Source organism: Aeromonas ichthyocola (genome assembly GCF_046087985.1).
Taxonomy (GTDB): domain Bacteria; phylum Pseudomonadota; class Gammaproteobacteria; order Enterobacterales; family Aeromonadaceae; genus Aeromonas; species Aeromonas rivipollensis.
This window is the reverse complement of record NZ_JBJSWH010000001.1, coordinates 387,231-400,624: the sequence shown is the minus strand read 5'-3', so window position 1 is coordinate 400,624 and position 13,394 is coordinate 387,231. Positions and strand designations below refer to the sequence as shown.

Genomic DNA, 13,394 nt, shown 5'->3' with positions numbered 1-13,394 from the left:
TTGCGGCGAATCATCACGACAGGTTGACCCTAGTCTGTAGTCATCGGGCCCGTTGTCTCTCGCAAGGGAGCGATGGGCCCGCTTAGTTGCAATGGAGCTGCATGTGTTTGGTTTGAAAGGATATTGGGACGGGCAAGCCCGCTCAATGCGTTGCAATGGAGCCGCATATGTTTGATTTGAAAGGATACGAAGCCTCCCTGCTGGAGGGGGCCTGGGTCACCCTGGAGGTGGCACTGGCCTCCCTGCTGCTGGCGCTGGTGCTCGGCATGCTGGGGGCGCTCGCCAAGCTCTCCCCCTACAAGTGGGCGCGCGGCATCGCGACCGCCTACACCACCGTCATTCGCGGCATCCCTGATCTGGTGCTGATGATGCTGCTGTTCTTCGGCGGCCAGGTGCTGATCAACGGGATCTGTACCTGGGTCAACGAGGCCTACAACAACTACCTGCTGGAGAGCAATCCGAACCAGGAGTGGGTCTCCCTGCTGCCGGATTACATCGACATCAGCCCCTTTGCGGCCGGGGTCGCCACCATAGGCTTCATCTTCGGCGCCTACATGACCGAGACCTTCCGCGGCGCCATCCTGGCGGTGGACAAGGGAGAGCTGGAAGCCGCCCGCGCCTTTGGCATGCGGGCGACCCAGGTGTTTGTACGGATCCTCTTCCCCCAGATGATGCGCCACGCCCTGCCGGGCTTTGGCAACAACTGGCTGGTATTGCTGAAAACCACGGCCCTGGTCTCCATCATCGGGCTCGATGACATGGTGCGAAAGGCGTCCCTGGCGGCAGGCTCGACCCAGCAGCCGTTTACCTTCTACATGGCGGTGGCGTTGATCTTCCTGATCTTCACCGCGGTCTCGACCTCGGCGCTCAAGTGGGCCGAGCGTCACTACGCCATCAAGACGAGGTAAGCCATGCCGTATTCAATGCAGTCATTCGTTTACTGTGATAGTCGCGGTGTCAGTGCCGAGCGTATCTACATCACGATCAAGACGAGGTAAGCCATGGATTTCTCCATCATTCTCAAGGAGTGGCCCACCTACTGGGAGGGCTTCTACACCACCATCTGGCTGGTGGCGGCCTCCCTTATGCTCGGCCTCATGCTGGCGGTGCCCATGGGCATTTTGCGCAACAGCCGCAACTGGCTGATCAAGGGGCCGATCTGGGCATATATCTACTTCTTCCGCGGCACCCCGCTGCTGGTGCAGCTGTTCATCATCTACTACGGCGCCGCCCAGTGGGAGTGGCTCAAGAACGGCCCCGCCTGGGTGCTCTTCTCCGAGGCCTGGTTCTGCGCCCTGCTGGCGTTCACCCTCAACACAGGTGCCTACACCGCCGAGATAGTGCGCGGCGCCGTGCTGAACATGCCCAAGGGGCAGATTGAGGCGGCCAATGCCTTTGGCATGAGCCGCTGGCAGACCCTCACCCGCATCATCTTGCCCAACTCGTTTCGCCGTGCGCTGCCCGCCTACAGCAACGAGGTGATCTTCATGCTGCAGGGCTCGGCGGTGGCGGGCATCATCACCATAGTCGACCTGACAGGTGCGGCGCGGATCATCAACTCCCGCTACTACAGCCCGTTCGAGGCCTTCCTGACCGCAGGCCTGCTCTACATGCTGCTCACCTTCGCCATCGTCTGGCTGTTCAAGAAGTGGGAGGCCCGCTGGCACGCCCACCTGCGCCCCCGCAGCGTATGACAAAAATGAAAAAGCCCGCAGCTGCGGGCTTTTTTATGGCGCCGGCCTCTGCAGGCTCAGCGTCCCAGATATTCCCTGTCGAAGAAGGTGTTGACCCAGTGGGGTCGGTAGACGGCGAGCAGTGTCATGGCCATGCCGTTGAGCAGGGCCTCGGGGAAGAGCAGCAGCGGCCAGATGGAGAGGTAGTCGGCACTGATGGTGTGCCAGGGGTAGGCGCCGCTCATCCCCATCAGCAGGGCACTGGCGAGGATCTTGACCGAGATGCTGAGCGCCCCCCCAAGAAAGGCGGCCACGAACAGGTAGACGAAGAGGTGGCGGGGCAGCCAGGCCCAGCTTGCCAGAAACAGCAGCCAGCTGGTGGCCACCGGCAGCGCGACACCGATGAGCGCCTGCCAGCCGAACTCCGCCAGATCGGTGACACCAAATGCCCCGAGGATCAGCAGGGTGAGGCAGGGGGCCAACAGGGCGAGGCGCCAGCCCAGCAGCAGGGTCAGGCTGGTGAGGCCGAGAAAGTGGATCTCCAGCCCCTCGTGGAGGCCTGCCCGCAAGGTCCAGAGCGGCACCAGGACGATGGCGCTCCCCAGGCAGAGGTGCTGATAGAGGGGGTTGGCGTGGAGGGTGCGCAGCAGGGAGGCGTTCAGGCTGAAGGCGAGCAGCACCAGCCAGAGCAGGAGGGCGGCGACTTGTCCTTCACTCATGACATGTTCCCTCGGATGTCACTGCCCGGGGATGAGACCGGGCGCTGGCGGCGCAATAAAAAGAGGCCACCCAGTGCCGGGCGGCCTCTTGTCTCAATACTTCACGTTGGGGTGGTATTTGCCGAGGATGGCCTGGACCCTGTCCATGGTCTCCTTGCTGGGGGGCTTGATCCCGGTCAGATCGTAAGTGTCTCCCAGCACGTCCCACTTGTGCTTGCCGAGTTCGTGGTAGGGCAGCAGCTCCACCTTCTCGACGCACTCCCCCAGCTCTGCGATGAACTGGCCGAGGCCTTCGGCGCTCTCGTCATCGTCGGACCAGGTGGGCACCACCACGTAGCGGATCCACATGGTCTGGCCGCGGGACGCCAGGTAGCGGGCAAACTCCAGGGTGTACTTGTTGCTGACGTGGGTGAGGGGGATGTGCTTCTCGTCGTTGATCTGCTTGATGTCGAGCAGCACCAGATCTGTGTTGTCGAGCACCCGATCGAGCAGCTCGTCGTAGTGACGCACGAAGCCGTTGGTATCCAGGCAGGTGTGGATCCCTTGCGCCTGGCAGGCGGCAAACAGCTCGGCGATGAACTCTTGCTGCAGCATGGCTTCCCCACCGGAGGCGGTGACGCCGCCACCTGAGGCATTCATGAAGTGGCGGTAGCTGGTGAGATCCTGCATCAACTCGGGCACAGTGACCTCGCGGCCGCCCTGGGTGTCCCAGGTGTCCCGGTTGTGGCAATACTTGCAGCGCATCAGGCAGCCCTGCATGAACACGATGAAGCGGATGCCGGGGCCGTCGACTGTGCCGCAGGTCTCGACGGAATGGATCCGGCCAATGATGTCGGGATTGCTGGTGTCGCTAACGGTGGCGGCAGGGATCCGCTGAGTGCCCTGATCGGCAGGGCCGCTGGTTTCAACGGCAGGGATCCGGTTAATGACTGACATAGACGACTCCAATTGTTCGGACAGGGTTCGAGCGGTCGTTATTTTATGACATAAAGCCCTATAAATCCTACCAGTTTAGCCTGCCGGGGTGGCACCCAGCAGACTCTCCAGTGCCTTGACGGGGAGCGGGCGGCTGGTCAGGAAGCCTTGGTAGTGCTGGCATCCCAGGGCCTTGAGCACGGCCAGCTGCTCCTCGTCCTCCACCCCTTCGGCGGTCACCGTGAAGCGAAACACCTTGGCGAGATCCAGGATGGCCTTGACGATGGCCTTGTCCTGCTCGCTGTGCACCAGCGTCTGGATGAAGCTCCTATCCAGTTTGACCTCATCGGCGGGCAGATCGCGCAAATAGGCGAGAGAAGAGTAACCAGTACCGAAGTCATCGATGGAGATGAGGATGCCCAGCCCCTTGAGCTGGCGGATCTTGGCGATGCTGTCCAGCCGGTTCTCCAGCACCACGGACTCGGTGACCTCCAGCAGCAGGCGCGACGGCGGAACCCCGGTATCGCGCAGCACGTACTCCACCTGCTGCACGAAGCCGGCGGTGTGGAACTGGCGGGCGCTGACGTTGACCGACAGATGGGGGATGGCGAGGCCGTTGTTGAGCCAGAAGCTGTACTGGGCGCAGGCGGTCTTCATCACCCAGTAGCCTATCTCCTGGATCAGTGTGGTCTCTTCGGCGATGGGAATGAAGTCCCCGGGGGGGATCATGGTGCCGTCCATCTTCTGCCAGCGCAGCAGGGCCTCCACGCCCGAGAGGCTGCCGTTGTCGACCCTGTACTGGGGTTGATAGTGCAGCACCAGCTCGTTGTTGCGCAGGGCATCGCGCAGCTGGTTGTTCAGGGAGAGCTTGCTCTTCTCCTTCTCCGCCATGGCCTCGCTGAAGAAAATGTGGTTGCCCTGGCCGGCCCGTTTGGCCATGTGGACGGCGGTATCGGCCTGCTGCATCAGGATCAGGTGATCCTTGTCATCGTCGCTGAACAGGCTGATCCCCACGGAGGCGCTGCAGTGCAGCTTGTGATCGCCGATGTCGAAGGGGAGCCGGAAAATGCTCATCAGTTCGCGGGCGAAGTGCTCCGCCAGTATCTTGGCGGTGACATAGCCCTGGCCCAGCGCCGTGAACAGCAGGGCGAACTCGTCCCCCGAGGTGCGGGCCAGCACCAGGTTCTCCTGGGGCAGGGACTTGAGCCGCACCACCACGGCCTGGAGCAGCAGATCGCCGCAGGCGTGGCCGAGGGAGTCGTTGATCGACTTGAAGTTGTCGAGATCCAGCAGCAGCAATGCCCCCCACTGCCCGTTCGGGATCGCAAGGGTGCGCTGCATGATGTCGTTCAGGCTGCGCCTGTTGTAGAGGTCGCACAGGTCGTCGTAATAGGCGAGCCGCTCTATGTGGCGGGCCGTTTCCCTCTCCTGGGTGATGTCGTGGAAGCTGCAGACGAAATGGCTGATCTCGTCCTCCTCATCCTTGACGCCGCTCACCATCAGCCGCACCGGGAAGAGATGGCCCTCCTTGTGCAGGCACTGCTCCTCGCCGAGCCAGTATCCCTGCTTATCGACGGCGGCAATGACCTCCTGCTTGAGGCTGTCGCCATAGTAGGTGGGCCTCAGGGCCTCGATATGCTGACCGAGCATCTCGTCATCTCCGAACCCTGTGATGCGGCTGAAGGAGTCGTTGACCTTGAGGATGATGCCGCCGTGATCCATCACCAGCAGACCGTCGTGGGTATTGAAGGCCACCTCGGCCAGGCGCAGGGCATCGTCGTTGGCGAGGCGCTGCAGCTCGATGGCGGCCCGCTCACGCTGCTCGTAGAGGGCATCGAGCAGGGGAATGGGGTCGGCCAGCGGCCCGTCGAGCAGCAGGGTGATCTGACCCAGGGGGACGCCGCCCTGGCCCTGGAGGGGAATGCCGATGTAGGCCTTGGCGTTGAGGGCCAGCAACTGGGTGGCCTGGGGATAGCGCAGGGGCAGGTCTTCCACATAGAGGCTCTGGCCGTGCTGGAAGATCTCCCGGCCCGGGCCTATCTCCATCCGCATGGGCTTGACCGCGGAGAAGGTCTCTCCTTCCAGCACGCAGCGGGGAATGAGCCAGAGATCCTGGCCACGCAGCTGAAACTCCCCGAGCCAGCCGATGCGGGCGCCGCTCGCCGTCATGGCCCAGCGCACCAGGGCGCGGCAATACTCATTGCCGGTCTTGCAACTGAGCCCGCTTGGCAGGGTGAAGGGGGAGGCCTCGGTCACCTCGAGTTCGGGCTGCCAGTGGCCCAGCAACTGGGCGCAGTGGCGCACAAGCTGCAGCGTATCTTCGCCTATCAGGGTCGTCTCGGCGTATTCGAGGCTGAGCACGCCGATGAGCTTCTCCTGCTCCAGCAGGGCGCCGTCCAGGCGGGAGCTGACATTGGCATTGGCCAGATAATAGTGCTGGCTCAGCATGGGTTGGTGGGCAGCCTCCGAGAAGCTCAGGGCGCCCCGGGTACGCAAGGCCCGGATGTAGCGGCTGTCACCGCGAATGGCACCGACAGAATCCGCATTCAGGGTGAAGACAGGGGTCAGCTGCTCGCTGCCGAGGGGGCCATTGGCCTGGTAGTGCCAGAGGATGAGGCGATCGGCCCCCAGGCACTCCCTGAGGCTCTCCAGCATGGGGGCATACTGCTGCTGGCTGGCCATCTGGCTCAGGCGCGGCAGTTGCAGCGACAAGCTGGCCGCACTCTCCTGGGGTTGGGTCTGCAGGCAGATGAGCCAGAAGGCGTCCTGTTCATGGGAGAGGGAGATATGCCACTGCTGGGCGGCAAAGCGCAGCAGCAGCTTGCCCCCCTTGCCGCTGGCGAGCCGCTGCTCTATGGGCTGGCGCAGGGCATCGGGCAACTGGGCCGGCCAGGCGCTGCGGGGCTCATCGAGCCAGTGGAGCGGGGTCTGCATCACATCGGTCAGGGCGACCAGCCGTTGACTACGGGTATCCAGGCGAAAGAACAGGGGGGCCTGGCTGGCTGTCGGGAGATGACTGAGCGCGGTAGACGACATGAACTGACACTATCCTGTTGAGCAATTGTCGGAGGGCAAGAATACTGCAAATCCGCGGCAAACAAAATTTCATTGAAACCTAAATTAGATTACTCTAATTTAATGTCAATTTCTCGTTGAGTGTGGAGTCTTGCAGATGAAACGGATCCTGATTGTGGGTGGTGTCGCCGGGGGGGCGTCGGCGGCGGCTCGCGCCCGTCGTTTGAGCGAAGAGGCAGAGATAGTGATGTTCGAGCGGGGCGAGTTTGTCAGCTTCGCCAACTGCGGTCTGCCCTATCACATCGGAGGGGATATTCCCAATCGGGATGCCTTGTTGCTGCAGACGCCCCAGAGCTTCAAGCGCCGTTTCAACGTCGATGTGCGGGTCTTCCACGAGGTGATCGAGATAGACAAGGGGGGCAAGAGCCTGCTGGTGCGCAACCTGCAAACCGGCGAGGAGCGGCGCGAGCCCTACGATATGCTGCTGCTGAGCCCGGGGGCGGTGCCCATTCGCCCTCCCTTCCCCGGCATCGACAGCCCGGGCGTGCACACCCTGCGCAACATCCCCGACATGGATCGCATCCTGGCGGCTTTGCACCATGACAAGCCGCGCCATGTCACCGTGGTCGGCGGCGGCTTTATCGGGCTGGAGATGATGGAGGCGCTGCACCAGCGCAAGCTGGAGGTCACCCTGCTGGAGCTCTCCGATCAGGTGATGGCGCCGGTGGATAAAGAGATGGCCAACATGCTCCATGCCCGTATCCGGGAAGAGGGGATCGATCTGCGTCTGCGCACCGGTCTCTCTGCCATCGAGCGTTTGGATGTGCCGGCAGAGAAGACCTCGGCCGTATCTGTCGCAAGCTGTGCCGGCCTGCGCCTGACCCTCAATGACGGCACCCATCTCGACACCGGCATGCTGATCCTCGCCATAGGCGTCAAGCCCGAGACCCTGCTCGCCGCCAAGGCGGGGCTGGAATTGGGCCCGCGCGGCGGCATCAAGGTGGATGCCGGCATGCGCACCTCGGATCCCTTCATCTACGCGGTGGGGGATGCGGTGGAGGAGACCGACTTCGTCACCGGCGAGTCCGTGCTGATCCCGCTGGCGGGCCCCGCCAACCGGCAGGGACGCATCGCCGCCGACAACATGCTGGGCCGAGCCGAGACCTACAAGAAGACGCAAGGCACCGCCATCTGCAAGCTGTTCGACCTGGCGGTGGCCAGCACAGGCCTCAACGAGAAGCGACTGGTGCAGCTGGGGCTGCCGTTCGAGAAGGTCTATGTCCACCCCGGCAGCCACGCCGGCTATTACCCCGGCGCCCATCCGATCAGTCTCAAGCTGCTGTTTGCCCCGGATGGCAAGATTTATGGCGCCCAGGCCATCGGCAAGGATGGCATCGACAAGCGCATCGACGTGCTGGCGGTGGCCCAGCGCGCCGGGCTCACCGTCTTTGACTTGCAGGATCTGGAGCTCACCTATGCGCCGCCGTTCGGCTCGGCCAAGGATGTGATCAACATGGCGGGCTTCGTGGCGAGCAACCACTTGAAGGGGGATACCATCCTCTGCCACGCGGCCGAGGTGCAGGCCCGCAACCCGCACCAGCTGGTGGTGGATGTGCGCAACGCCCCCGAGCTCGACAAGCTGGGGCGCATCCCGGGGGCGCTGCATATTCCCCTCGACGAGTTGCGCGGTCGTCTCGATGAGCTGCCCAAGGATAAAGAGCTGCTTATCAGCTGTCAGGTGGGCCTGCGCGGCCATGTGGCCTGTCGCCTGCTGAGCCAGCACGGCTTTCGGGTGAAGAACCTCTCCGGTGGCTTCAAGACCTGGCAATTGGCCATCGCCGAATAGGCCTGCCCGGCCGAAATGGCCCAATCGACTGCGTTGCATGAAAATGGGCCACTCCATGGAGTGGCCCATTTTTACACCATGAGCACAGCCCGATCAGGGGGCGCTGTCATTGAGCTGCTTGCGAATGTGGTGCTGCAAGACCGCCAGCATGGAGGCGCCGGAGAGGCCTATCATCAGGGCGCCGTTGACCGCCTCGAGGGGGCCGAGCAGCTTCCACTGCGGGCTCATGACGATGTCGCCATAGCCCAGGGTGGCGAAGTTGACCCCGGAGTGATAGACGGCCTCCTGCAGGGTGTCGAACTCCCCGAGCCACAGGAAGAGCCCGCCCCAGACGCCGATCTGTGCCAGGTTGCCCAGCATCACCAGGGTGATGATGCCAAACAGCGCCAGCATGCCTGCCAGCACCCCCTCACGCTTGCCGAACCGTTTGATGTAGAAGCGGATGCACCAGACGGATACCAGGGATTGCAACAGCATGTTGATCAGGATCACCGGGATGCCGACCATAAATATGAGAAACATGTCAGTCTCCTAACTTGGCTTCTGCCAGTGGGCGGCCGACCGGCCACCACTGCTCGAGCAGCAAGATACACAGCCAGCCATAGCCGGCCACCACCAGATAGAGGCCACAACGCATGGCCGCCGCCAACCACACATCCTTGCCGGTGGCGCTGTCCTCGATGGCCGGGCCAAACAGGATGAGCGCCGTGATCCAGGCGTTGCTCCAGAACGACGGCGAGCAGCGGCTCGCCACCAGGCGGATCAGACGCCGCGCCAGCCAGAGGGTCATCAGGGCCAGCATCAGTACCAGCATCAAGAGCGAGGGCCAGAGGCTGAGCCCCAGCCAGAGTGCGCAGGCCAGCAGGGCGCCCATCAGGGTCGAGAGCACCAGCTCCTGGCCCGCCTGTCTGGCGTTGAGGGAGGTGCTCTGCTGTGCCAGTGCCACCGTCTTCATCACCGCCGGAATGTAGAACGCCGGGTTGCCGAGAGCCAGCAGCCACACCGGCAGCACTATGGCGACGGCGCGCAGCGCCAGCCGTTTGGGATGTTCGGGGGGCAATGGCACCGGCCTTGCCGCCGCTCCCGCCACCGGCAGGGGAGGGAAGAGCGCGTGAGCCATGCGGTTGACCAGGGTGCCTATCAGGATCCCCAACCCCATCATCTGGGCGATGGCGATGGCCAGCGACTGCTCGATGAGCCCGGCCACCGGGATCACCGTAATGGCCATGATGAGCAGCATGGCGGCGGCCCCCTTGCCGGCCATCGACTGCTGCATCAGCAGGTAGAGCAGCAGGCCGATGAGCAGCACGGCCGCCAGGGCATAGTGGGTCAGCAGGGGGACCAGCAGCACCCCGGCGGCCATGATCCCCAGCAGCAGGAGCCCCCCTGCCAGCCCCTTCTTCAGGCCGAGCGCCTCCCCAGGGCGGCACAGCACCACCCAGGCCATGATGACGCCGAGGTGGGGCATGGGCAGGGCCAATCCGTAACAGATCCCCGCCGCGAGCCCGATGCCCGTGCCAATGCGCAGTACAGCCCTGTCGGCGTTATGCATATGGCGCCTCAATAGAGGAAGGAGAAGAGGCTCATCAGCCGGATATAGAGCGCCCCCAGGAAGTGCATCACCCCGCTCTCGCCGGTGTAGACCAGCACATCGGCCTGGCCGCCGACCCGCAGCGCCTCGACCGGCGGAAAGTCATCACTCTGGAAGGCGATTTTGACCGGGAAACGCTGCGCCTGACGCAGCCAGTCGCGGTTGTTGTCCACCGTGGGCAGGGCACCGGCGGGCTGGCTCTTGCCATCGCCTACCCCGTAGCCGACGCTGCGGATCTCCCCCTTGAACAGCTGTCCGGGCAAGCTGTCGAGCAAGATGGTGACCTTGTCCCCTGGCCGGACGTTGCCCAGGTTGTTCTCCGTCAGATCCGCCGACACCCAGACGTCATGGATGGCGATCAGTGTCATGGCCGGTGCGCCGGCCCCGATGAACTGGCCGGCATCCGTGCTGAGATCCGTGATGAGGCCGCGACCCGGTGCCACCACGCGGGTGTTCTGGCGATCCAGCTCGGCCTTGTGGACAGCCGAGCGGGCGCTGAGCAGCTGGGAGTTGTCATCGCCGCTCGCCCCGGCGGCCTCGATGGCGCGGCGGACGTCGGCTTCCGCTGCCGCCACCTGGCTCCTGGCCGTCTCGCGGGTGGCCTGGGCCACCTCGAGGCGACGCACCGAGATGGCGCCCGGATCCTCGCGATAGAGCCGCTCCTGGCGCTCCGCATCCTTGGCCGCGTTGTCATAGGCGGCGCGCATGGCCATCAGGGAGGCCTCGGCCGCCTTGACCCCTTCGGTGTTCGCCTTGACGCCGCTCAAGACCGTCTGGTAGTCGGAGTTGGCCTTGGCCAGGGCGATGTCATAGGGCTCGGGGTCTATCTCGAACAGGGGGGAGCCTGCGTCCACGTCCTGATTGTCGTGGACATAGACCCGCTTGATCTGGCCGGACACCTCGGCGGCGACGGGGACCACGAAGGCCTGCACCCGGGCCTGGGAGCTGTATGGAGTCAGCCGGTCCGCCAGCAGATACCAGATGAGCAGGAGGAGGATTGCAGCCAGCAGCCCTAGGGTGGCGCGGCGGCTGGCCTGGCCGGGAGATGCAGTGCTGTCAGTCATGGGAGCTTGCCTTCTTTGTCATGGGGGAGTGGGTTGCGTCGAGCAGGGGAGCCCAGTCGGCGCGCGTGCGCAGCTGGGCCTCCACCTCGGGGGTCACCAGGGGGCGTTCACGCCCCTGTTCCCAACCGCCACCCAGAGCCTTGTAGAGCGTGATGAGATCGCGCATCCGGGCGCCACGGCTGTTGACCAGGCGCTCCTGCTGGTTGAACAGGGCGCGCTGGGAGTCGAGCACCCGCTGGAAGTCCGCCATCCCCTCGCGATACTGGGTGTTGGCTATCTCGAGAGAGCGACGGGCGGCCTCGCCGGTCTGGGTCAGCAGGGCGATCTCGTCCTGGCCGTTGGCGTAGGCAACGGCCGCGTCATCCACCTCGCGGGCCGCCTTGAACACGCTGTCACGATAGCGCTCGTGCAGTTGCTGGAAGCGGGCGTCCTGCACCAGGATCTGGTTGCCGAGCCGTCCCTGATCGAGCAGGTTCCAGCTGAGCGAGGGACCGACGGCCCAGGAGAAGGTGCCGCTCTCCCCATTGGTGGCGTTGACGCCCAGGGTGCCAAGCAGGGTGATGGAGGGGTAGAGCTCGCTCTCGGCCACCCCTATCAGGGCCGACTGGGCGGCCAGTTGCCGCTCCGCGACCCGCACGTCGGGGCGTCGGCGCAGCAGATCGGCCGGCATCTCGGTGACCAGAGCCAGTTCGCCCTGGGGGATCTTGCCGGTGTTGGTGCCCATCTCGGGCAGGGGGCCCGGGGGTCTGGCAATCAGGGTCGAGAGGGCATTCTGGCTCTGGCGCAGGCTGGTCTCGAGTTGCGGAATGCCGGACAGGGTGCCCAGGTACTGGGTCTTGGCCTGCTGCACGTCCAGCTCGGCGCTGTTGCCGCTCTTGAACAGCCGCTCGGTGATCTCCAGGCTGCGCTGCTGGAGGCGGGCATTCTCCCGGGCTATGTAGAGGCGAGCCTCCACGGTGCGGATGCTCACATAGAGCTGGGCCACCTGGGCGGCCATCAGCACCTGGATGTCATCATACTGGGCCAGGGTGGCGAAGTAGTTGGCATCCGCTGCTTCGATGCCGCGTTCGAACTTGCCCCAGAAGTCGAGCTCCCAGCCGAGGTTGAACCCGGCGCCATAGCTGCTGCCGGCGCTGCTGTGGCCGTTGCGGGTCTGTCCGGCTTGCAGGAACTCGCCCGTGCCCACAGTAGCCTGGGGGCCGAGCAGGCTTTCGGCGATGCCGAGCTGGGCCTGGGCCTCGAGGATCCGCAAGCCTGCGATCCGCACGTCCGGATTCTTTCGCAGCGCTTCCTCAACCAGGGCACTCAGCACGGGATCGTTGAGCCGGTTCCACCATTGGCGATAGTCGGCGGTTGCGCTCGCCTGCTGACCCTCGCTGGCGCTGTGCCAGCTGGCCATCTCTTCGACTCTGGGAGCCTGATAGTCGGGGCCTAGCACTGTGCAGGCACTCAATAACAGGCACGCGCCCCCCGTGAACAGGGGGCGCATGGTGTGACGTTGGACGGCCATGGGGTTATTTATCCGCAGAAGCCAGACCTTCGTTGACCCAGGCCATGAAGATGCGATAGCCGATGGAGAGCAGGGTGGCGCCGATGAACATGCCGAGGATGCCACTGGCAGCCATGCCGCCAAGGGCGCCCAGCAGCACCACCGGCATGGGAGCATCGACACCGCGACCCAGCAGCAGCGGTTTGAGGACGTTGTCGGCCATGCCTGCGACGATCAGCAGAACGCTGTAGATGATGTTCACCGCAGTGCCGTGATCACCCGTGCTCCACATGTAGGCGATGGCGGGCGCCGTCACCAGGATCACGGGCACCTGGGCGATGCCGAGGATCAGCGCCAGGACGAAGAAGATGCCGACGGCCGGGATCCCTGCCAGCATCATGACGATGCCCGCCAGCAGCGCCTGGATGAAGGCGACCCCGATGACCCCTTGAGCGACGGCACGTATGGTGCTGGTGCACAGCTTGGTCAGCGCCAGACCCTTGCGTTCATCCGTGATGCGCATGGCGATGCGATCGGCGCTCGCAGCACCCGGTGCGCCCCAGGCCATCATGATGCCGGCCACGATGAAGGAGAAGACGAAGCCGAGTAAGCCACCCCCCATGCTGGCCAGGATGCCGACGACCTTCTTGGCCAGATCCCCGAGCTGTGGTTTGTAGCTGACGATGAGGCTGGGCAGATCCACCGAGGCCTTCAGCCAGACGGCATGGAGCTTGGCGCCCACCAGGGGGATGTCGGCGATGTCGGCGGAGGGCGCCGGGATCACCAGGGTGTTGTTGTTCACCTTGTCGACCAGGGAGCTGACGCTGTCACCCAGGGAGCTGACCATGACGACGGTAGGGGCCACGATGAGCAGCACCCCCAGCAAGACCAGCAGGGTAGAGGCCTTGCCCTGTTTCCCGCCCAGGCGCGCGGCAAAGCGCTGATGGAGGGGATAGAGGGTGACGGCCAGTATCAGGGCCCACAACATCATGTTCATGAAGGGGGAGAACACGGTGAAGCAGAAAGAGCCCAGTGCCAGGATAAGGCCAAACTTGATGAACATATCCAGGAATCTGGCAACC

At 64.1% G+C, this 13,394-nt stretch carries 11 protein-coding genes; 3 read left to right on the top strand and 8 right to left on the bottom strand.

What is annotated here, in order from left to right:
• Positions 1–167 precede the first annotated feature (167 nt).
• Positions 168–908 carry an ABC transporter permease gene (locus ACF2JD_RS01790; protein ID WP_042649366.1) on the top strand — a complete coding sequence of 247 codons (741 nt, stop codon included), beginning with the start codon at positions 168–170 and terminating at the stop codon, positions 906–908.
• Between the two features lie 93 nt (positions 909–1,001).
• Positions 1,002–1,694 carry an ABC transporter permease gene (locus ACF2JD_RS01785; RefSeq protein WP_042649365.1) on the top strand — a complete coding sequence of 231 codons (693 nt, stop codon included), beginning with the start codon at positions 1,002–1,004 and terminating at the stop codon, positions 1,692–1,694.
• Positions 1,695–1,750: 56 nt separating this feature from the next.
• Here the strand turns inward: ACF2JD_RS01785 and ACF2JD_RS01780 are convergent, their stop codons facing one another.
• The 3 genes from ACF2JD_RS01780 to ACF2JD_RS01770 all read right to left on the bottom strand — a co-directional run bounded on the left by ACF2JD_RS01780 (position 1,751) and on the right by ACF2JD_RS01770 (position 6,343).
• A complete protein-coding gene (locus ACF2JD_RS01780; RefSeq protein WP_111912790.1) occupies positions 1,751–2,392 on the bottom strand; it encodes an energy-coupling factor ABC transporter permease in 642 nt (213 codons plus the stop codon).
• A 93-nt stretch (positions 2,393–2,485) separates the two neighbouring features.
• A complete protein-coding gene (gene pflA, locus ACF2JD_RS01775) occupies positions 2,486–3,328 on the bottom strand; it encodes a pyruvate formate lyase 1-activating protein (protein ID WP_082030047.1) in 843 nt (280 codons plus the stop codon).
• A gap of 75 nt (positions 3,329–3,403) precedes the next feature.
• Entirely contained in the window at positions 3,404–6,343 is a 2,940-nt protein-coding gene (locus tag ACF2JD_RS01770) for an EAL domain-containing protein (RefSeq protein ID WP_440986639.1), read from the bottom strand.
• Positions 6,344–6,479: 136 nt separating this feature from the next.
• Here ACF2JD_RS01770 and ACF2JD_RS01765 point away from each other — a divergent pair, with 136 nt between their 5' ends.
• Positions 6,480–8,168 (top strand): FAD-dependent oxidoreductase, encoded by a 1,689-nt coding sequence (locus ACF2JD_RS01765; protein ID WP_440986638.1) that lies wholly within the window; start codon positions 6,480–6,482, stop codon positions 8,166–8,168.
• A gap of 93 nt (positions 8,169–8,261) precedes the next feature.
• On the opposite strand, the gene ACF2JD_RS01760 is transcribed toward ACF2JD_RS01765, so the two are convergent.
• Genes ACF2JD_RS01760 through ACF2JD_RS01740 form a run of 5 tightly spaced genes read right to left on the bottom strand, consistent with a single transcriptional unit; the run spans position 8,262 to position 13,375 of the window.
• Positions 8,262–8,690, bottom strand: coding sequence for an ion channel (locus ACF2JD_RS01760; protein WP_139744508.1), 429 nt, complete (start codon positions 8,688–8,690; stop codon positions 8,262–8,264).
• Between the two features lies 1 nt (position 8,691).
• Positions 8,692–9,720 carry a DUF2955 domain-containing protein gene (locus ACF2JD_RS01755; protein ID WP_163134898.1) on the bottom strand — a complete coding sequence of 343 codons (1,029 nt, stop codon included), beginning with the start codon at positions 9,718–9,720 and terminating at the stop codon, positions 8,692–8,694.
• 8 nt (positions 9,721–9,728) lie between these two features.
• Positions 9,729–10,823 carry an HlyD family secretion protein gene (locus ACF2JD_RS01750; RefSeq protein ID WP_106887233.1) on the bottom strand — a complete coding sequence of 365 codons (1,095 nt, stop codon included), beginning with the start codon at positions 10,821–10,823 and terminating at the stop codon, positions 9,729–9,731.
• Positions 10,816–12,333: an efflux transporter outer membrane subunit gene (locus tag ACF2JD_RS01745; protein WP_440986637.1), complete on the bottom strand. Its 1,518-nt coding sequence runs from the start codon at positions 12,331–12,333 to the stop codon at positions 10,816–10,818. Before ACF2JD_RS01745 ends, ACF2JD_RS01750 begins: the two co-directional genes overlap by 8 nt.
• A 4-nt stretch (positions 12,334–12,337) precedes the next feature.
• On the bottom strand, positions 12,338–13,375 hold the full coding sequence (locus ACF2JD_RS01740; protein ID WP_234570474.1) for an AI-2E family transporter: 1,038 nt from the start codon (positions 13,373–13,375) through the stop codon (positions 12,338–12,340).
• Positions 13,376–13,394: the final 19 nt, after the last annotated feature.

What these genes read in the sequence shown, in the direction of transcription:
- ACF2JD_RS01790 (WP_042649366.1), top strand. Translation starts at nt 168, where the DNA reads ATGTTTGATTTGAAAGGATACGAAGCCTCCCTGCTGGAGGGGGCCTGG.
- ACF2JD_RS01785 (WP_042649365.1), top strand. Translation starts at nt 1,002, where the DNA reads ATGGATTTCTCCATCATTCTCAAGGAGTGGCCCACCTACTGGGAGGGC.
- ACF2JD_RS01780 (WP_111912790.1), bottom strand. Translation starts at nt 2,392, where the DNA reads ATGAGTGAAGGACAAGTCGCCGCCCTCCTGCTCTGGCTGGTGCTGCTC.
- pflA (WP_082030047.1), bottom strand. Translation starts at nt 3,328, where the DNA reads ATGTCAGTCATTAACCGGATCCCTGCCGTTGAAACCAGCGGCCCTGCC.
- ACF2JD_RS01770 (WP_440986639.1), bottom strand. Translation starts at nt 6,343, where the DNA reads ATGTCGTCTACCGCGCTCAGTCATCTCCCGACAGCCAGCCAGGCCCCC.
- ACF2JD_RS01765 (WP_440986638.1), top strand. Translation starts at nt 6,480, where the DNA reads ATGAAACGGATCCTGATTGTGGGTGGTGTCGCCGGGGGGGCGTCGGCG.
- ACF2JD_RS01760 (WP_139744508.1), bottom strand. Translation starts at nt 8,690, where the DNA reads ATGTTTCTCATATTTATGGTCGGCATCCCGGTGATCCTGATCAACATG.
- ACF2JD_RS01755 (WP_163134898.1), bottom strand. Translation starts at nt 9,720, where the DNA reads ATGCATAACGCCGACAGGGCTGTACTGCGCATTGGCACGGGCATCGGG.
- ACF2JD_RS01750 (WP_106887233.1), bottom strand. Translation starts at nt 10,823, where the DNA reads ATGACTGACAGCACTGCATCTCCCGGCCAGGCCAGCCGCCGCGCCACC.
- ACF2JD_RS01745 (WP_440986637.1), bottom strand. Translation starts at nt 12,333, where the DNA reads ATGGCCGTCCAACGTCACACCATGCGCCCCCTGTTCACGGGGGGCGCG.
- ACF2JD_RS01740 (WP_234570474.1), bottom strand. Translation starts at nt 13,375, where the DNA reads ATGTTCATCAAGTTTGGCCTTATCCTGGCACTGGGCTCTTTCTGCTTC.